Raw genomic sequence first — 19466 nt, forward strand, 5'->3', positions numbered from 1 at the left:
ACGAATTATGTTTGCAACTTTTTATACTTTTAAGAAGCGACGAATTGACATTACACTTCCCCACATACCGATTAAAGCCCCGATTAACACTAATAAACCAGCTAATTGGAACACGAAAGGACTGTATGGTAGAAGTTCGAAAATTGTTCCGCCAAGTTTTTCGTTAAACACACTTTGTAGTGAATTATACGTAACTAGAATTAAGCCAATTGGAATAATTGATCCTAATACTCCTAAGAATAATCCCTCTAATAAGAACGGCCAACGAATAAACCAGTTTGTTGCACCTACCAGTTTCATAATTTCGATTTCTGTACTACGAGCATAAATTGTAATTTTAATTGTATTAGAGATTAAGAACATCGCTGTGAATAAAAGACCTGCAATTAACGCAATACCGATATTACGTCCTGTTTTTACAGTATCAAATAATTTTTCAACTTGCCCTTTACCATATTGAACATTACTTACAAACTGCATTTTCTCAATCTTTTTCGCGATTGTCGCTGTATCTGTTGGTTCTTTTGCTTTTACAACGAATACGTTTTTAAGTGGGTTATCTTGTTCAAATAACTCAAACGTTTTTCCGCTATCACCTAAGCTTTTAATTAAGCGTTTTAGCTCTTCTTCTTTAGAAGAATATTTAATAGATTCTACTTTTGCAATCTTACTCATATCATCTTCTAATTTCTTTTGATCAGCTTCTTTTGCTGCTGGATCAATGTGTACACGAATTTCTACATCTTGCTCTACTTTCGTCGCAAAATGGTTCATATTCATTATCGCTGTTAAAAAGACACCTACAAGTAATAATGTAACTGTTACTGCACTAACAGACGCAAACGTCATCCATCCGTTACGTGATAGATTCTTTACACCTTCTCGCAAATGTCGACTAAGGGTCTTAGCCTTCATATCCGTATCCTCCCTCAATCTCATCTCGAACAATTTTTCCGCCTTCAATCGCGATTACACGATGACGGATTGTATTTACGATATCTGCGTTATGTGTCGCCATAACGATCGTTGTACCGCGTTCATTGATGCGTGTGAAAATCTTCATAATATCAAGAGCTGTTTCAATATCTAAGTTACCTGTTGGCTCATCGGCAATTACAACCTTTGGTCTATTAACAATTGCTCTCGCAATCGCAACACGTTGCTGCTCTCCGCCTGAAAGTTCACTTGGAAGTGCGTCTGCACGATCTTCAAGACCTACAAGACCTAAAACTTCTGTTACACGCTCACGAATAGCTTCTTTTTCTTCTTCAATTACCTCTAAGGCAAACGCAACATTCTCATATACCGTTAACTTAGGTAGCAATTTAAAATCTTGGAAAATTACGCCTAATTGACGACGGAAATATGGAACATCTCTTTCTGCTAATGTTTCAATAACAAGTCCATTTACATTAATTGATCCTGTAGATGGCTTCTCTTCACGATACATCATTTTAATAAATGTAGATTTCCCGGCTCCACTCGGTCCAACTACGTATACAAACTCGCCTTGTTTAATGTTAACTGTGAGACCAGCAATGGCTTTCATACCATTCGGGTACTCCTTATAAACATTCGTCATTTTTATCATTATTTATCACCCAATACTTAATGATTTTTTTTCGAAATACTTTTCTGTACATCTAAAAATAAAAGATAACCTTTTATTCTCGCTTAACCACTCTTGTTGAAGGTAGTTTACTTACAATCTTTTATAAGCAATACTACTATGTAATATATTTCAGCAAAATTCTACAAACCCCATTGTAACATCAAACGGTTTCCAGTTCGGATACAATTTTGTTACAGTTATGTTACACTCCAAAAAAAGGAAACGAGCTGTCATAATTCTTATCCAAAATCATTTTGGGATAAGATTATGTAATCAACTCGTCCAGTTTACCCTTTTTATTTATGTTCAGCTAACCACTCAGCTACTTTTTTCGCATCCTCACCTTGAATAATTCCTGGTGACATGGAACCGCGACCTTTTTCAATAATCTTTTCAATCTCTGCTGCATCATATTTCTGTCCCACTTTTCGTAAATCTGGTCCAGTTGCTCCCGATAAATCTTTCGCATGACAGCCTATACAACTTTTTTGGTAAATTTGCTCTGCGCTATCCGTGCTTGCAGATTGTTTCGAAGGCTTACTCTCTTCTTTATTTCCACATGCTCCTAAAGCAAAAACGACTGATGTTCCTAGCGCAATAGCCAACAATTTCTTTTTCACTTCTATCGCTCCCCATTGTTGATATTCTTTTCATTCCTAACACACTCATTTTCATTATAAGCATTATCTTTATATAGAAAAACTAAGGTATATTTCATATTTTTCAAAAATACAGTAAGAACCCTGATAATATAAAGCTTTCATAAGTTGTTTCAATTCTGTGAACAACGTAAAAACTTCTACAAAGAATTCTTTTTGAACAGAAAATCAGAAAAGTTCTGTTAAAGTCTTACTCTATTGCCGCTCTGTTTTACTATTCTCTTCTTTTTACAAAACAATATACAACATTATATGCTACATATAATCCCATCAAAAAGAGAAGTTGTCGTTTCCAACTTCTCTTCCTCTTTACTTCATTTATAGAAATAAAATCAAATTCTTTATATCCTCGATTATCCTCAGCATACGCCGACAACTTTGTTGGCTTTTTTCGCTTACCCCGCATTAACGGGCAGTAAGATCCCCAACTCAAAATTCAGCGAAAGCAAAGAAGTTATGTGCGGAATCAACTGCCCGTAAAAGCCCGATTGGTGAGGGCTGATAATCAGTGGGGATGCCCCCCACTGATTAAAGTTTCACTTTATTAGATGCGAGAACGTAAGTAAGCATCAATAAATGGATCAATTTCTCCATCCATAACTGCTTGCACGTTACCAACCTCTGTATTTGTGCGGTGGTCTTTCACAAGAGAATATGGGTGGAATACGTAAGAACGAATTTGGCTACCCCATCCGATTTCTTTTTGTTCACCGCGAATTTCATCTAATTCTGCTTGTTGCTCTTCTAATTTCTTTTGGTATAATTTCGCTTTTAACATTTTCATCGCGTGCTCACGGTTTTTAATCTGTGAACGCTCTGACTGACATGTTACAACTGTGTTTGTAGGTGTATGTGTAATACGAACTGCTGAGTCTGTCGTATTAATATGCTGTCCACCTGCGCCACTTGCACGGTACGTATCAATTTTTAAGTCCTCTGAACGTATTTCAATTTCAACTTCATCATTGAACTCAGGTACAACTTCACAAGATACGAACGATGTATGACGACGGCCTGAAGAATCGAAGGGTGAAATACGCACAAGACGATGTACACCTTTCTCTGCTTTCAAGTAACCGTAAGCGTTATGACCTTTAATTAATAAAGTAACACTCTTAATACCAGCTTCATCACCTGGTAAGTAGTCAACCGTTTCTACTTTAAATCCACGTTTTTCAGCCCAACGTGTGTACATACGTAGTAGCATAGAACCCCAGTCTTGCGACTCTGTTCCACCTGCACCTGGGTGTAATTCTAAAATAGCGTTATTTTTATCATAAGGATCACTTAGTAGTAACTGAAGCTCATACTCATTCATTTCTTGAATTAAGCCTTTCACTTCTGATTCAAGCTCCTCATGTAAATCTTCATCATACTCTTCTTTTAAAAGTTCATGCGTGATTTCTAAATTTTCGAATGTCTCATCTAACTGACGGAACTTTCCAACCATCTCTTTCAGTGCATTAGCTTCGTTAATTACAACTTGTGCGCCTTGTTGGTCATCCCAAAATCCTGCACCCATCATTGTCTCTTCTAATTCTGCAATTTGTTTTTCCTTAGTAGGAAGGTCAAAGAGACCCCCTAAAAGCCGCTAATCTCTTAGCCATTTTTTCTAATTCTTGTCTAATTTCTACTAATTCCATTTCCTTCACCTCTATGTAATTGCTGTTACTTTCGTATGAAAACAAGGGAAACTCTCTCCACTTACTAGGGAGAGAGTTTAATCCTTTTTATTATAATTTGCAAAACAAGCTGAATTCAGCAGCCGCATTTTTTATTAGCTTACAATGCCACAGCAGTTTTTATATTTCTTGCCACTACCACATTTGCATAAATCGTTGCGGCCTACTTGGTCACCTTTTACAACTGGTTTTTTCTTTGCCTCTTCCCCATCACTAGACGGATGAACAGCTTCACCTTGGACAACTTCTTGACGCTCTAAGTTTTGTTCAATTTCAGCTTTCATAATGTAACGAGAGATTTCCTCTTCAATAGAAGCAATCATTGACTCGAACATTGCGAATCCTTCCATTTGATACTCACGAAGTGGATCAATTTGACCGTAAGCACGTAAATGAATACCTTCACGAAGGTGATCCATCGCATCAATATGCTCTGTCCATTTCGTATCTACTACACGGAATACAACAACTTTTTCGAACTCACGCATTTGCTCTTCTGGCAGAAGCTTTTCTTTGTCGTTGTAACGCGCTATTAATTTCGCGATAATTGGCTCGCTCATTTCCTCTGGAGCAAGACGACGTAACTCTTCTTCTTTTACATCGCCTTCTTGCAGAAGGTTTGTATTTAAGTAGTCAAGAAGACCTTTAATGTTCCAATCTTCTTCAATTTCCTCTTGTGTATGAAGCGCAACAGCACGTTCTACTGTAGATTTCATCATACCTTCAATAATACTGCGTAAGTTCTCAGAATCCATTACTTCTTGACGCTGTTTGTAAATAACTTCACGTTGCTGACGAAGTACATCATCGTACTGCAATAACTGCTTACGTGCATCATAGTTATTTCCTTCTACACGTTTTTGTGCAGATTCTACCGCACGAGAAACCATTTTACTTTCGATTGGCTGTGAATCATCCATACCAAGACGATCCATCATCGCTTTCATATTGTCAGAACCGAAGCGGCGCATTAGTTCATCTTCCATAGACAAGTAGAACTGCGTTACACCAGGATCCCCTTGACGACCAGCACGACCACGTAACTGATTATCAATACGACGGCTTTCGTGACGCTCTGTACCGATAACTGCTAGACCAACGTTTTTAATATCGTCTCCAAGCTTAATATCCGTACCACGACCAGCCATATTCGTCGCAATCGTTACAGCACCTTTCATACCAGCTTCTGCAATGATATCTGCTTCACGCGCATGGTTTTTCGCGTTTAAAATGTTATGACGTACACCTTTACGCGTTAACATTTTTGAAATAAGCTCTGACGTTTCAATTGCAACTGTACCGACAAGAACAGGTTGTCCTTGTTTATGACGATTTACAATATCCTCAACAACAGCATTGAATTTACCTTCCATTGATTTGAAGATTAAATCAGCACGGTCATCACGAATAATATCTTTGTTCGTTGGAATTACGATAACATTCATATTGTAAATACTACGGAATTCTTCTTCTTCCGTTTTCGCTGTACCAGTCATACCAGATAACTTTTCATACATACGGAAATAGTTCTGGAACGTAATTGTCGCAAGCGTCATACTTTCATTTTGAATTTCTACGCCTTCTTTTGCTTCAATAGCTTGGTGCAAACCTTCGCTATAGCGACGACCTTTCATAAGACGACCAGTAAATTGGTCTACAATTACGATTTCGCCTTCTTGTACAACATAATCTGTATCAAGGTGCATAACAACGTGCGCACGAAGTGCCTGATTAATATGATGAAGAAGTGCTACATGTTTTAAATCGAATAAGTTTTCAATATGGAAAGCTTTCTCCGCTTTCGTAATACCATCTTCTGTTAACATTACATTTTTCGTCTTCACATCAAATGAATATTCTTTTTCATTTTCTAATGTACGAACGAATGCATTTGCAAACATATATAGCTCTGTTGATTTTTGCGCTTGTCCTGAAATAATAAGCGGCGTACGCGCTTCATCGACTAAGATAGAATCGACTTCATCGATAATAGCAAAATGAAGTGGACGCTGAACGCACTGTTCTCTATATAAAACCATGTTGTCACGTAAGTAATCGAATCCAAGCTCATTATTTGTGCTATACGTAATATCAGCAGCATAAGCCTCTTGTTTCTCTTCGCGTGACATACTGTTTAAGTTAATTCCTACTGTTAAGCCAAGGAACTCATGAAGTTGTCCCATTTCGCTCGCATCACGTTGTGCTAAGTATTCATTGACTGTAACAACGTGAACACCTTTTCCTGTTAAAGCATTTAAATATACAGGTAATGTAGATGTTAACGTTTTACCTTCACCCGTTTTCATCTCAGAGATATTCCCTTCATGTAAGGCAATACCACCCATTAACTGTACGCCATACGGACGCATTCCAAGAACACGAGTCGCAGCTTCACGAACAACCGCAAAAGCTTCAGGTAGTAGATCATCTACTGTCTCACCTTTTGTTAGACGTTCTTTAAATTCAAGCGTCTTTCCTTTTAATTGTTCATCAGTTAAAGGCTTAATAGATGACTCTAATGCATCAATTTGCTCAACTGTCTTCTGCATACGTTTAATTTGGCGTTGATTTACATCAAACACCTTTTTTAAAATACCGATCATAGGAAATACGCTCCTCTTTTTATTAAAATAAAACTCCCGATTGTTTTTCTTTTTCTCTATTACAATCAGTCGTCATAAAAATCAAATGTATGTTATGCCAATTTTTCTCCTAATTAAAAAAACTAAAATGTATATACCTAATGATAATTGTAACACTTGTCTTATAACTATGACAACAATCGGCCGAATCTCTCGTTCTAAATTAAGAAAACTTTTTTTCAAAATCTATTTTCAGCAAAAAAAGCGCAGCCATATCGGCTGCGCTTTTGAATTATTATTTAGTTTCGATTAAACCATATTTCCCATCTTTACGGCCATATACAACGTTAGTTTCATTTGTATCAGCATTTGTGAAGACGAAGAAATTATGTCCTAGCATATCCATTTGTAGGATTGCTTCTTCAACGTCCATCGGTTTTAAATCAAATCGTTTTGTACGTACAAGTTCTAATTCATCCTCTTCTACCGCATCCAGAACAGCTACTGCTTCCGGAAGGATAAAGTTCGTTTTCACAGAACCTTTCTCACGTAATTTACGATTTACCTTTGTTTTATGTTTACGAATTTGTCGCTCAAGTTTATCAACTACTAAATCGATAGCAGCGTACATATCGCTATTAGTTTCTTCTGCACGAAGTAATAAATCAGTAAATGGAATTGTTACCTCGACACGTTGCTTGTCAGAGTATACTTTTAAATTAACTTTAATCTCTGGGAATGTATCAAAATAACGCTCTAACTTACTTAGTTTTTTCTCTACATATTCCTTTAATGCTGGAGTTACTTCAATATTTTCACCACGAATGTTGAATTTCATAGATGAATTCCTCCTTTCAAGCCTATGTACTATAATTTCGACATTGGCTTAAAAATTCCTTCTAACTTTTTTAAAAAAATTAGTGGAATTGCGATTTTTTTATCGTTTTTTGTTGAAATGAAAAGATGCATCGTTTCTATCTTTATTTTATCCTATTAACATCGTGAATAACGAATATAACTGTGGACAATTCGTTACAGAAAAGAAACAACTTTTTGACAACTTAATTCATAACAAAAACCCCTTGTAAAAAACAAGAGGTTCTACTATATATATAACGTTGCCACAAACGCAGCTTTCTCTTCCCAAAAACAATATCCCTACAGTTTTACAACATTAGCTGCTTGTGGTCCACGTGCTCCATCTACAATGTCAAACTCAACTTGTTGCCCTTCTTCTAATGATTTATATCCATCTTGTTGAATAGCAGAAAAATGAACAAACACATCATCACCATCTTCACGCTCAATAAACCCAAATCCCTTTTCTGCATTGAACCATTTCACTCTTCCTTGCATGTTCATTCCATTCCCTTCACTCTAAAAATCAGGGCATTCGCCCCATACTTTGACTATAACGAATGACAACTTAGGAAGTCAAAGGAGACTTATCGCCTTTTTATTATCCCTTTCGACAGTTACAGATCAACTTCTACAGAGCGTCAAACTAGAAACTTCCCTTGCTCCTCTGTCGTATAAAAGACTTCCAATTTGTCTAACTGTAATTCCTGTCGTATATACATCATCAACGAGTAAGATATACTGTCCATGAAACATCTCTTCTCCCTGAAAATAAAAAGGATTACTTCCCGAAAGCCTTTCTTTACGCTTCTTCTTACTTTGCTTTTCTGTTTCTCTTCTTCTTAATGATGGATAAGAAATTTTGACAGGTAAACAAGCTGCTAATAACTCTGCCTGATTAAAACCACGTTCATATTCCCGCTCCCTACTAAGCGGAACAGCAATAACACTTGAAACACTCGTAAAATGCTTTTGAAATAACTCCCGAAAAGATCGATAAAAAATATGAACTAACTCCGCATCTCCCCGAAACTTAAACTGTGCTATTATTTCTTTCATCTCATCATTGTACACGTGCAAAGAACGATTTTTTAAAGGACGATACTTCTCCTCGTTTATCCATCTTACGCAATCCACACAAATATCATTTTCTTTATATTCGGAAGGCAAGCCCTCTAAAGGTCGCCCACACTCCATACAAATTTCTCCTATAATATAGGAAAGTTTCTGCTCACATCTATCACATATATATTTTTTATGAGGCTTTACAAAGAAGGTGTACCAACTAACTGTTTCCAATATATACTCATCGCAAAGTAGACAATGCATCAATCGATTAATCCTTGTTCTTTTGCCTTTTTGTTCATACTTTGAATATGCTTTTTCGCGCGTACCATCGCCTCTGTCTTACCGCAATGAAAATAAACAATCTCGCCATAAGGTTCTTCAAAACTACGACCTGCTCGACCTGCAATTTGTACGAGTGCACTTTCCGAAAAGATTTCTTCTTCTGCCCCTAACACCGCAACTTGTAAATTCTTCACAGTTACTCCTCTCTCTAAAATTGTCGTCGTAACTAATAACGGAATTTCTCCCTTTCTGAAAGCCGCTACCTTTTCCTTTCTCATTGGATCTTCTGCATGTACACCGTCGATTCTATGATCCAAGGTTTTCAATAACAGACTCATTTCTTCTATATATCTCACATGAGGAACAAATAAAAAAACGGGATACTTTTTGCTTACGTACATTTTTAACCATTGTAGTAACACTCGAGGAATTCTTTTATGATGGAGGCTTTTCTTCCAATTTCCGCACCAGCAAAATTGAGGAACTGGTAACGGATGACGATGGTATCGTCCTGAGACAATGATACCTTTTTGCTTCCCCTTTCTGAGATTATGCTTCCACTTTTTATCAGGAGTTGCTGTTAAATAAATATGTGCCGCTTTCTCTTTCATCGCTTGTTGCACTGCATACTGTAACATTTGATCTGCATGATACGGGAAGGCATCCATCTCATCTACAATCATGACATGAAACGCTCTATAATAACGTAACAATTGATGCGTCGTTGCAACGACTAACGCTGCATCTTTTTCACGATCTGCACTCCCTCCGTATAAAGCAGCTACATTTATATTAGGAAACACTTCTTGTAATCTCGGTGCTAATTCCAGTACAACGTCTGTTCTTGGCGTTGCTATACAAACTCTTTCTCCTTTTTGAAGTGCCTCTGCAATACCGTAAAATAACATTTCTGTTTTTCCAGCCCCGCACACAGCCCAAATAAAAAAAGAGTCTTTCTGCTTAATAGCTTCTATAACACCTTGCGCCGCCAACTCTTGACCAATAGACAAAGTTCCGTTCCACTGTAACGAATTTAAACCTTTTTCACCTTTTCTTTCAGCGATCCCACGAACGAGTACAGCACATTCACTAACTCTCCCCATCGTGATACACTTCCGGCAATACGCGCACACTTTACTGCACCTTTTACATAAAAATGATGCAAATAGTCGTTGCTCTATATTTCCGCAGCGCTGACATATATATTTAGAAACCTTTTTTGTTACGCCTTGTATACATACGATCTCTCCCATCTTTTTCAAACCACTTAATTCTCTCCGTAAATCTGAAGAAAGTTCTTCTAATAGCAACTGTTTTCCAGCAAGCATCAGCAACCACCTCCAGCACTACTATAAACCTTTCTCATAATCTCGTAAAAACTCAAAAAAGCCGATAACCTACTTATAAAATAGTAAGCTATCGACTTTATACACTTGTTTTATTCGTTTATAAATCCTAGAATCGACCGTATCCTAAGAAATGTTTTTGGTTGTAGCTACTGCTTAAGCTAGAGTAAGCAATCCCTTTATCACCAGCATGAATCATTTGGCCATTACCAACGTAAATACCGATGTGAGATGGACCTGGCTTATAAGTACCTTGGAAGAATACTAAATCTCCAGGTTGTGGGCTACTTACTTTAGAAACTGAATTCCAGTAACCTGCAACGTCTTGACGTCCTACACCGAAGATGTAAGAAATGAATCCACTACAGTCAAAACCACCGTTTGATGGAGATGCACTTCCCCAAACATATGGTAAACCTAAGTAGCTTTGCGCTTTACCAATTACGCCACCCGCATTTGAAGCTGGTGCTGGCTCTGGTTTTTTCGTTTCTTGCTTAGGTGCTTCTTTTTTAGGCTCTTCTTTTTTAGGTTCTTCTTTTTGAGCTGGTGCTGCTGGCTGAGCAGGTGCCGCTTGTGCTGGTTGTGGTTGAGCTTGCGCATCTTTAGCAGCTTGCTCTGCTTGTTTTTGAGCAGCAGCTTCTTGTGCAGCTTTTTCTTGTGCTTCTTGTTCAGCAATACGTTGTAATTGCAGTGCTTGTTTTTCAAGATCTTTCAATTGACTTTCCGTACTTGTCATTGAAGTTACAACTGTATCCATTTTACCGCTTAAATCATTTACTGCTGTTGATTTTTTCGCTTTTTCAGCGTCAAGTTCTTTCTTAGCAGTTTCAATTTGTGCTTGTGCTTCTTTTAATTCTTTTTGCTTTGTTTTTACCGTTTCAACGTCTTTTTTCACGCTCGCTTGATCTTCTTGTTGTGTTTTCATGATATCTTCGTCAGACTCAAGAATCTTAGAAACAGAAGCTAAACGATCAACTAGATCTGCAACGTTTTTAGAGTTTACAAGAACTTCTGTTACAACATTTGTGTTTGGTTGCTCTTGAAGTGCAACTAAACGTTTTCTTAATAACTCTTCACGTTTTGCAATTTTCGTTTGTAGTTCTGCAATATCTTTATTTTTATTTTCGATTAATTGCTCAGTATCAGCAACTTTTTTCGTTGTTTCATCAAGCTTTGAAGCATTCTCTTGAACAGACTTATCTAAACCTTGAATTGTTTTGTTTAAGTCATTCATTTGTTTTTGTAATTCATCACGTTCTTGTTGTTGTTTATGTAAAGTGTCATTTTGTGTATTAATTTGTGATTTCACGTCAGAAATTTTATCTTCTGCAAATACATTTGGTGTTAGTCCTGAAAACATTAACCCTGCAACTAATGCGCAAGATGCCATTTTTAGCTTTTTCATTTTATTTTTTACACCGCTTTCTTTTGTCTTTTTTCCGTATATAACCTATAAAATTTATACCATAATTCGGGATTTTTTTTGCTAATGTTACGCTATTGTAAAACAAATGTAATATTATATGTAACTCTATCGCAAAATATGCATATTTTTGTATGTATGTGTAGAATTTTAAACGTTTTTTATAAGCAAAAAAAAACGCAAGGTTTCCCTTACGTTTTGTTACATACACTAATACAAATGAAATCAAAACGTTATTTCATCCATTTCTCAGCCCAATTTTGGACTTCATCCATAACACTTTCTAATGCTTTCCCTTTTTCAGTTAAGCCGTACTCGATTCGAACTGGTACTTCTGGATAAACATTACGAACTACAATGCCTTCGCTTTCCAATTCCTTTAAACGCTCTGACAACATACGATCGCTCATATTTGGTATAATATCTGCGATTTCTCTAAAACGTTTTGACTCTTCAAGCAAAGATTTAATAATTAAGCCAGTCCATTTCTTACTAAGCAAAGTAAAAGCTGACTCAAACTTTGGACATAAACAAGAATTATGCTCCATATGTTTCACCTCTCTTCCATTATAATATAGTTTCTTGTAAAAAGTAAGTTATAAAACTTTCCTCGTTAATTTATTTTACGTACATTTTACCATTTCCAAATATTAACTTGTCAACCACACGTAAAATATCCGTAAAAAAACCCTCTTAAAAAGAGAGCTTTTTTATATCTTATTACTTCGTATACCAGCCAAGACCTAGCGCACCTTCACCTAAATGCGTACCAATTACAGCACCGAAATAACCTGTGCGGATTGTGACATGAGGATATTTTGCTTCTAATTCTGCCTTCCATTCATTCGCTTCCTCTTCACGTTGTGCATGAATGATAACAGCTTCCATAGGTACACCTTGACTTGCTTGCTCATCAAAAATTTCAACAATTCGTTTTAACGCCTTTTTACGTGTACGAATCTTTTCAAATGGAATAATGATTTTATCTCTAAAATATAAAACGGGCTTCACTTGCAATAAACTACCAATGAAGGCTTGCGCACTATTCAATCGTCCTCCACGTTGTAAATGATGTAAATCATCTACTACAAAATAAGCGTCCATCGTTTTCTTCATTTCATCAAAACGGGCAACGATCTCTTTCGGATCTTTTCCTTCGCTTGCTAATTTTGCCCCTTCACGTACATAGAATCCTTGTACTTCACAGCTAATTTCAGAGTCGTACGTATATACATCGATACCCTCTACCATTTGCCCGGCTGTCGTTGCCGTTTGATATGTACCACTAATCCCACTTGAAAGATGAATGCTAATAACCGCATCATAATCCTTCGATAGTTCTTCAAATAACTCAACAAACTTTCCGATTGCTGGCTGAGAAGTTTTCGGAAGTTCTTCTTGCTCACGTACTTTTACATAGAAATCATCTACTGAAATTTCAGCTTCTTCTTGATAAGATTCCGTTCCAAATACAACGTTTAATGGAATCATATATATATTGAGTTCATCACGAATATGCTTCGGTATATATGCTGTACTATCAGTAACAATAGCTGTTTTCATTTGCGTACCTGCCTTATAAAAAAGTTTTTATTCCCTAAGTTTACACGAAAACTAAAAATGGTGCATCCATACATGAAAATGCCGATTTGAAATTATACTCACCATCTCGACAAATTACAACAAAAAGGTGAAATACTCATCAAAAATTTCAACTTATTTATAAAAAATGTTTGAATATAAAAACGCTCGCTTTTAAAATGTAAAGTACTAGTCATTTTGATAGATAGGGGCGTATACGAGTGTTATTACAATATTTAACAATCAAAGACTACGGTGAGCACGAAATTGTCATTCAAAAATCAAGATTTATCTGTTATATTAGCCGAGCTACAACCGAAGAAGAAGCTCAAGAGTTTATACAAAAAATAAAAAAACAAAATTGGAATGCCACACATAATTGTTCTGCGTATTTGATTGGCGAACAAGATCAAATACAAAAAGCAAATGATGATGGAGAACCTAGCGGCACAGCTGGCGTACCTATGTTAGAGGTACTAAAAAAACGCGGTTTAAAAGATACCGTCGTTGTCGTTACTCGCTATTTTGGCGGCATCAAACTTGGCGCAGGTGGATTAATTCGCGCATATGGAAAATGTACAAGTGAGGGTATTAATCATGTTGGTGTCGTTCAGCGAAAACTAATGCGTGTTATGCAGACCGAAATTGATTACACATTACTTGGCAAAATTGAAAATGAATTACGTAATTCGAAATATGCCATTAAAGATATACATTATCTCGAAAATGTCACATTTGATACGTATGTAGAAGAAGATGGAAAACAAGCATTCACAGATTGGATGATTGAATTAACAAATGGGAAATGTACAATTACAGAAGGAGATATGTTGTACTTAGAACAAGATGTTATCTAAGAATAACTATATTATCACCTCTAAAGATTAATGTAGTGAATTACTTCCCTACAAATGAACTAAGGAGATTATATATGGAAGAACGTTATTATCATCTCCAAAATAGCAGAATAAAAAAGAAACGAAGAAGAAAGTTTTTCTACTTCCTTATTTTCGTATTTTTATTTGGTGGTGTAGGACTTTATATATTAAACTCCTACTCTTCTCTCATGGGGATGTATAGTGGTTTTACTCGTCAAAAATCGGACTTGAGAACCGAAGATGTAGAAATTACAAAAGAGCCTTTTACACTCCTCATTATGGGTATAGAAGATTATGCAACGGACGGACAAAACGGTCGGACAGATTCATTAATGTTTGCCACAGTCAATCCTAAAACGAAAAAGATTTCACTTATGAGTATCCCTCGTGATAGTCGCGTTCCAATTGTTGGTAAGAACAAAGAGGACAAAATTAACGCTGCACATGCTTACGGCGGAGAAGAAATGGCAATCAAAACGGTCGAAGGTTTTCTAAAAGTTCCTGTAGACCATTATATTAAAATTGATTTCCAAGGCTTTAAAGGTATTGTTGATGCTGTTGGCGGTGTTACCGTTGATGTCCCATTCGATTTTTGGGAGCGTTCGGACGTAGATTACTACAAAAAGATCGAGTTTAAGCAAGGTCAACAAGACTTAAATGGAGAAGAAGCACTTGCATACGTACGTATGCGAAAACAGGATCCAAACGGTGATTATGGTAGGGCCGCTAGACAAAGACAATTACTAGCAGCTGTTGCTCAAAAACTAAATTCAGCCTCTACTGTATTTAAAATTAAAGATTTAACAGCAGTCGTTGGAAAATATATAAAAACTGACATTCCTATTTCAGACGGACTTGCTCTTTACAATAAATTGTCTGGGTTTGACCCTTCTACAATACAAACGCTCAAACTTGAAGGAGAAGACAAAAAAATAGGTGGTATTTATTACTTCCTTCCAGATCCAATCGGTGTAGAGACAGTACGTAACGAAATTAAAAAAGAATTAGGCGAAACAGCAAACACTCAAGAAAATCCAACTACAAAAACCGAATCAAATCCTTCTTCAAATTCTAACTCTGACGCAAAAGCAAAGAAAGAAACGAATCAGAATCAGAACAAAACACCAACTGAGCCACCTCCTTCTACGAATGCTCATGCAGAGTGGATTATGAGAAATCAGCAATAACAAAAAGAGCCAAATCGCATATGATTTGGCTCTTTTTTATTTACTTATTAAAATGTTGTAAAATTGCTTCTACAATACGCTCTGAGGCACGGCCATCACCGTAAGGATTAGATGCTTTTGACATCTTATCATGAGCTTCTTTATCTGATAACAATTCATCAGCAAGACCAAAGATTGTCTCTTCGTCTGTTCCTGCTAATTTCAATGTACCTGCTTCAATGCCTTCCGGGCGCTCTGTTGTATCACGAAGAACAAGAACCGGTACACCTAATGACGGCGCTTCCTCTTGTACACCACCAGAATCAGTTAACATTAAGTATGAACGAGCTGCTACATTGTGGAAATCAATTACATCTAGCGGCTCAATTAAATGAATACGACCATGATCGCCTAGAATGTCATTCGCTGTTTCACGAACAACAGGGTTCATATGAACAGGATACACAACTTGTACGTCTTCATGCTTATCAACAAGACGTTTAATTGCACGGAACATATTACGCATTGGCTCTCCTAAGTTTTCACGGCGGTGAGCTGTCATAAGTACAAGACGATCATTTCCAAGTTTCTCTAGTACAGGATGACTATATGTTTCTTTTACAGTCGTTTTTAGTGCGTCAATCGCTGTATTTCCAGTGATGAAAATGCGTGACTCATCTTTATTTTCTTTCTGTAAGTTCGTTGCTGATTTTGATGTAGGTGAGAAATGAAGATCTGCCATTACACCTGTTAGTTGGCGATTCATCTCTTCTGGGTATGGAGAATATTTATCCCATGTACGAAGTCCTGCTTCTACATGACCTACTGGAATTTGATTATAGAAAGCAGCTAAACTTGCGATAAATGTTGTCGTTGTATCACCATGTACAAGTACGATATCCGGCTTTGCTTCTTTCATTACTTTATCCAAACCTTCTAAACCACGCGTTGTAATATCAATTAAGGTTTGGCGATCTTTCATAATATTCAAATCGAAATCTGGCGTAATTCCAAAGATACTTAACACTTGGTCTAACATTTGACGATGTTGTGCTGTTACAGTCACAATCGATTCAATTTTGTCTGGATGCTTTTGCAACTCTAACACAAGAGGTGCCATTTTAATTGCTTCTGGACGTGTCCCGAAAATTGTCATTACCTTTAAACGTTCATTCATTTCATTGCCTCTTTTCTTTCACTAGTTACAAATTCTATTATGACATATAAGAATATACATGAATACATGCCTTTTTAACGAATAATGGAAAAGTCTCTCTTACAAATACTTTCTCTTCCAACCGAATAATAATCTATCCCTTGTTTCTTGACATCCTCAATAGTATAACAATTTCTTCCATCGAATAAAATAGGCTCTCTCATAAGTTGTTCGTACTTTTCTAACGGATAAGCTCGGATAGCCTCCCATTCTGTCATGATAAAAGCCGCACTCGCCCCTCTAATCGATTCATCTATACATTCGCTATATTGTATAGTCTCTCCAAAGATGTTTTTCATATTTGGAATCGCCTTCGGGTCATATAGAACTACGTCCGCACCTATATGAATTAATTCTTGTATCATAATAAGAGACGGTGCGTCTCTTATATCATCCGTATTCGGTTTAAACGCCGCTCCCAGCACCGCAATCCGCTTCTTGTTCATATTTAATATTTTCTTCGCTTTCTCAATCAATAACAACTGTTGCTTATTATTCACTTCAATGACTGCTTTTAACAAGCGAAAATCATGCGCCACATTCCCTGCAATCTGCACAAGTGCTTTCGTATCCTTTGGAAAACACGATCCCCCATAACCAATGCCCGCATTTAAAAAAGACGCTCCAATCCTCTTATCCATTCCCATCCCTTGCGCAACGTCTAATACATTGGCTCCTACCTTCTCGCATATATTTGAAATTTCATTGATAAAACTAATTTTTGTCGCTAAAAAAGCATTCGATGCATATTTAATCATCTCTGCACTTTTTATATCTGTAACATACGTTTTTAAGCGTAATTTACTATACAAATTCTCCACTTTCCATGCTGCTTCCTCATTATCTGCTCCAATTACAATACGATCTCCCTGAAAAAAATCGTAAATCCCTGAACCCTCCCGTAAAAATTCTGGATTCGATACGATATGTAATTCATATCTGTTTTGTAGTTTCTCTTCAATCCATCCTCTTATAACATCATTTGTACCTACAGGAACCGTACTTTTCGTAACGACAATAATGTCGTTCGTCGCATATGTTCCGATATCATCACAAGCACTTCGAATATATGTTAAATCCGCTGTCCCATCTAATGAAGATGGCGTTCCAACTGCAATAAATATAAATTCCGCATCGCAAAATGCTTTTACCCTACTTGTTGTAAAAGTTAAACAATTATTCTCACACGCATCATTTATTAATTCATATAAACCCGCTTCATAAATAGGCAAATCCCCTTGCTTTATCCGTTCAATTTTCTCATCATTTATATCAAAACATGTGACTGAATGGCCTAACATTGCCAATCCTACTCCTGTAATCAATCCAACGTATCCGGTACCTATTATCGTAATTTTCATTTCCTTTTCGCACAGGAATATACAATAGAAAATATACGAATACATAGAATTCCCCCTGTGCTTCCCCCTCTCACATTAAAAATGAGAAAACTCTTTTACTTCTTTATTATATGAATTACTTTTTCCATTCTTTTTTAAGTTTTTGTAAAATTGCATGCAAGAATATAAAATGAAACTTTATTCAGTGGGGGCATCCATCCTCCACTAATTATTGGTTAAACCAATCGAGATTTTACAGGAATTAATGTTCCCACATAACTTCTTTTCTCCAACTGAATTTTGAAGTGGAGGCCTTACTGCCCGTTCATGCGGATAAATTCCCACATTTTAACACGGAATTTACTCATTTCTACGTGTAACACTTATAATACTGAAATAAAAATATTCATTAGCGCAGAAACAGAGAAAATGTCATATTCCAAAGCCCAATACGATTAACCTTCTCAAACGATTCAACATTCTGTATACAATTGTCATATATTCTATCCGCTTCCATTTGCCGTACAAAGAAAAAAAGATTGAATTCTAATCTTTTTGTGATACCATATGTTATGAGCCTGTAAATAAACATCATAATTTTCAGATAAATACATTAGAAAAAAATTACGTTAGACTATAAAAGGGTGGGGTATTAATGGACTCACAAGTGATTTATGCCATTTTGGCATCTTTCATCACTGTACTCGTCGTTACTCCTTTAGTTATTAAGTTAGCTTTTAAAATAGGAGCAACAGATAAGCCAAACGCGCGTAAAGTACACCAAAAGATCATGCCTCGTCTTGGCGGATTAGCGATATTTATTGGTGTAGCTGTAGGATTTGTTGTTGGCGGCTTATATGAACAAAGAATGTTATCGATAACGCTAGGTGCGATTATCATTGTAATCATCGGTATTTTAGATGATATGTACGAGTTATCTGCGAAAGTAAAATTCGGTGGACAACTATTAGTTGCCATGATGATTGTAAAAAGTGGATTATTAGTGCAAGTATTATATATTCCAATCCTCGGGGATACTGAACTTGGATGGCTTGCTTATCCAATTACAGTATTTTGGATTGTAGGTATTACAAATGCAATCAACTTAATTGACGGCTTAGATGGGTTATCTGCTGGTATTTCATCTATCGTACTTGCAACGCTAGCATATATGGCCTTCACTAGCCCATGGGGCACTGGAGCTGCTATTATTTTACCACTAGCATTAATTACATTAGCAAGTACAATTGGATTTTTATTCTACAACTTCCATCCAGCAAAAATTTTCATGGGAGATACAGGCGCACTATTTTTAGGATACTGTATTTCTGTTATATCGTTACTTGGATTATACAAAAGTGTAACGTTATTCAGCTTTATCGTTCCAGTTATCATTTTAGGCGTACCTGTATTTGATACGACATTTGCAATTATCCGCCGTATCGTAAATAAAAAACCTATTTCAGCACCAGATAAATCGCATTTACATCACCGTTTACTTGCAATGGGCTTCTCTCATCGTAAAACGGTACTAATTATATACGCATTCGGTATTTTCTTTAGTGTAAATGCAATCATTTTCTCTAGTGCGACATTATGGTTATCCATTATTCTTCTTTTCGTTTTAATCTTCTTTACAGAGATTATTGCTGAAGTAATTGGGCTTGTACATGAACGTTACAAACCACTTATTTCCTTTTATAAAAAAGTGAAAAAACGCGAAGACTAATTGTAGTATAGCCTTTACTATTATGAAATATTCAAATAGCATCC

18 protein-coding genes are annotated in these 19466 nt (G+C 36.4%); 3 read left to right on the forward strand and 15 right to left on the reverse strand.

The features are described 5' to 3' along the window. Positions 1–21: 21 nt before the first annotated feature. From ftsX to ACHZK0_RS25295, 13 genes are all read right to left on the reverse strand, one after another. On the reverse strand, positions 22–915 hold the full coding sequence (gene ftsX / locus ACHZK0_RS25235; RefSeq protein ID WP_061679326.1) for a permease-like cell division protein FtsX: 894 nt from the start codon (positions 913–915) through the stop codon (positions 22–24). Then, positions 905–1591 (reverse strand): cell division ATP-binding protein FtsE, encoded by a 687-nt coding sequence (gene ftsE / locus ACHZK0_RS25240; protein WP_071724655.1) that lies wholly within the window; start codon positions 1589–1591, stop codon positions 905–907. The genes ftsX and ftsE overlap by 11 nt, the downstream gene beginning before the upstream one ends. A 317-nt stretch (positions 1592–1908) precedes the next feature. Further along, entirely contained in the window at positions 1909–2232 is a 324-nt protein-coding gene (gene cccB, locus ACHZK0_RS25245) for a cytochrome c551 (protein WP_000727965.1), read from the reverse strand. A 253-nt stretch (positions 2233–2485) separates the two neighbouring features. Next, complete coding sequence (locus ACHZK0_RS25250) at positions 2486–2677, reverse strand: hypothetical protein (RefSeq protein ID WP_395760995.1); 192 nt, start codon at positions 2675–2677, stop codon at positions 2486–2488. A gap of 138 nt (positions 2678–2815) precedes the next feature. Further along, positions 2816–3914 (reverse strand): peptide chain release factor 2 gene (prfB, locus tag ACHZK0_RS25255; RefSeq protein WP_097863750.1). Its coding sequence is split into 2 segments (ribosomal slippage): positions 2816–3841 and positions 3843–3914, totalling 1098 coding nucleotides; the frame shifts between segments, so codons are not numbered across the junction. Positions 3915–4048: 134 nt separating this feature from the next. Then, positions 4049–6556, reverse strand: coding sequence for a preprotein translocase subunit SecA (gene secA, locus ACHZK0_RS25260; protein WP_395760996.1), 2508 nt, complete (start codon positions 6554–6556; stop codon positions 4049–4051). A 274-nt stretch (positions 6557–6830) separates the two neighbouring features. Next, the gene (gene hpf, locus ACHZK0_RS25265; RefSeq protein ID WP_000671193.1) at positions 6831–7373 is read right to left on the reverse strand and encodes a ribosome hibernation-promoting factor, HPF/YfiA family; all 543 of its coding nucleotides are present in this window, start codon (positions 7371–7373) and stop codon (positions 6831–6833) included. 320 nt (positions 7374–7693) lie between these two features. Beyond that, positions 7694–7891, reverse strand: coding sequence for a cold shock protein CspC (gene cspC / locus ACHZK0_RS25270; RefSeq protein ID WP_001990088.1), 198 nt, complete (start codon positions 7889–7891; stop codon positions 7694–7696). Positions 7892–8017: 126 nt separating this feature from the next. After that, on the reverse strand, positions 8018–8722 hold the full coding sequence (locus tag ACHZK0_RS25275; protein ID WP_395760997.1) for a ComF family protein: 705 nt from the start codon (positions 8720–8722) through the stop codon (positions 8018–8020). Continuing rightward, positions 8722–10071: an ATP-dependent helicase ComFA gene (gene comFA, locus ACHZK0_RS25280; RefSeq protein WP_270340518.1), complete on the reverse strand. Its 1350-nt coding sequence runs from the start codon at positions 10069–10071 to the stop codon at positions 8722–8724. The genes ACHZK0_RS25275 and comFA overlap by 1 nt, the downstream gene beginning before the upstream one ends. Positions 10072–10198: 127 nt before the next feature. Further along, complete coding sequence (locus ACHZK0_RS25285; protein ID WP_395760998.1) at positions 10199–11494, reverse strand: NlpC/P60 family protein; 1296 nt, start codon at positions 11492–11494, stop codon at positions 10199–10201. Positions 11495–11745: 251 nt separating this feature from the next. Beyond that, positions 11746–12060 carry a winged helix-turn-helix transcriptional regulator gene (locus tag ACHZK0_RS25290; RefSeq protein WP_000400858.1) on the reverse strand — a complete coding sequence of 105 codons (315 nt, stop codon included), beginning with the start codon at positions 12058–12060 and terminating at the stop codon, positions 11746–11748. 172 nt (positions 12061–12232) lie between these two features. After that, positions 12233–13075 (reverse strand): DegV family protein, encoded by an 843-nt coding sequence (locus ACHZK0_RS25295; RefSeq protein WP_000844775.1) that lies wholly within the window; start codon positions 13073–13075, stop codon positions 12233–12235. A gap of 239 nt (positions 13076–13314) precedes the next feature. Here ACHZK0_RS25295 and ACHZK0_RS25300 point away from each other — a divergent pair, with 239 nt between their 5' ends. Next, on the forward strand, positions 13315–13950 hold the full coding sequence (locus tag ACHZK0_RS25300) for a YigZ family protein (RefSeq protein ID WP_073517111.1): 636 nt from the start codon (positions 13315–13317) through the stop codon (positions 13948–13950). A gap of 74 nt (positions 13951–14024) precedes the next feature. Further along, the gene (locus ACHZK0_RS25305; RefSeq protein ID WP_270606510.1) at positions 14025–15158 is read left to right on the forward strand and encodes an LCP family protein; all 1134 of its coding nucleotides are present in this window, start codon (positions 14025–14027) and stop codon (positions 15156–15158) included. A gap of 40 nt (positions 15159–15198) precedes the next feature. Here ACHZK0_RS25305 and wecB read toward each other — a convergent pair whose 3' ends face one another. Together wecB and ACHZK0_RS25315 are read right to left on the reverse strand one after the other, a co-directional pair. Next, on the reverse strand, positions 15199–16314 hold the full coding sequence (wecB, locus tag ACHZK0_RS25310) for a non-hydrolyzing UDP-N-acetylglucosamine 2-epimerase (protein ID WP_395760999.1): 1116 nt from the start codon (positions 16312–16314) through the stop codon (positions 15199–15201). Between the two features lie 74 nt (positions 16315–16388). Continuing rightward, positions 16389–17759 carry a UDP-glucose dehydrogenase family protein gene (locus tag ACHZK0_RS25315; protein WP_395761000.1) on the reverse strand — a complete coding sequence of 457 codons (1371 nt, stop codon included), beginning with the start codon at positions 17757–17759 and terminating at the stop codon, positions 16389–16391. Between the two features lie 589 nt (positions 17760–18348). Between ACHZK0_RS25315 and ACHZK0_RS25320 the strand changes: the two genes are divergently transcribed. Beyond that, a complete protein-coding gene (locus ACHZK0_RS25320; RefSeq protein WP_000378314.1) occupies positions 18349–19422 on the forward strand; it encodes a glycosyltransferase family 4 protein in 1074 nt (357 codons plus the stop codon). Positions 19423–19466 lie beyond the last annotated feature (44 nt).

This window comes from Bacillus sp. 3G2 (genome assembly GCF_044324725.1).
In the GTDB taxonomy this organism is placed as follows: Bacteria; Bacillota; Bacilli; order Bacillales; family Bacillaceae_G; genus Bacillus_A; species Bacillus_A mobilis.

Bases quoted from the DNA above. Each gene is read 5' to 3' on its own strand.
- ftsX (WP_061679326.1), bottom strand. From the start codon at position 915: ATGAAGGCTAAGACCCTTAGTCGACATTTGCGAGAAGGTGTAAAGAAT.
- ftsE (WP_071724655.1), bottom strand. From the start codon at position 1,591: ATGATAAAAATGACGAATGTTTATAAGGAGTACCCGAATGGTATGAAA.
- ACHZK0_RS25250 (WP_395760995.1), bottom strand. From the start codon at position 2,677: ATGCGGGGTAAGCGAAAAAAGCCAACAAAGTTGTCGGCGTATGCTGAG.
- secA (WP_395760996.1), bottom strand. From the start codon at position 6,556: ATGATCGGTATTTTAAAAAAGGTGTTTGATGTAAATCAACGCCAAATT.
- hpf (WP_000671193.1), bottom strand. From the start codon at position 7,373: ATGAAATTCAACATTCGTGGTGAAAATATTGAAGTAACTCCAGCATTA.
- cspC (WP_001990088.1), bottom strand. From the start codon at position 7,891: ATGCAAGGAAGAGTGAAATGGTTCAATGCAGAAAAGGGATTTGGGTTT.
- ACHZK0_RS25275 (WP_395760997.1), bottom strand. From the start codon at position 8,722: ATGCATTGTCTACTTTGCGATGAGTATATATTGGAAACAGTTAGTTGG.
- comFA (WP_270340518.1), bottom strand. From the start codon at position 10,071: ATGCTTGCTGGAAAACAGTTGCTATTAGAAGAACTTTCTTCAGATTTA.
- ACHZK0_RS25285 (WP_395760998.1), bottom strand. From the start codon at position 11,494: ATGAAAAAGCTAAAAATGGCATCTTGCGCATTAGTTGCAGGGTTAATG.
- ACHZK0_RS25290 (WP_000400858.1), bottom strand. From the start codon at position 12,060: ATGGAGCATAATTCTTGTTTATGTCCAAAGTTTGAGTCAGCTTTTACT.
- ACHZK0_RS25295 (WP_000844775.1), bottom strand. From the start codon at position 13,075: ATGAAAACAGCTATTGTTACTGATAGTACAGCATATATACCGAAGCAT.
- ACHZK0_RS25305 (WP_270606510.1), top strand. From the start codon at position 14,025: ATGGAAGAACGTTATTATCATCTCCAAAATAGCAGAATAAAAAAGAAA.
- wecB (WP_395760999.1), bottom strand. From the start codon at position 16,314: ATGAATGAACGTTTAAAGGTAATGACAATTTTCGGGACACGTCCAGAA.
- ACHZK0_RS25315 (WP_395761000.1), bottom strand. From the start codon at position 17,759: ATGTATTCGTATATTTTCTATTGTATATTCCTGTGCGAAAAGGAAATG.
- ACHZK0_RS25320 (WP_000378314.1), top strand. From the start codon at position 18,349: ATGGACTCACAAGTGATTTATGCCATTTTGGCATCTTTCATCACTGTA.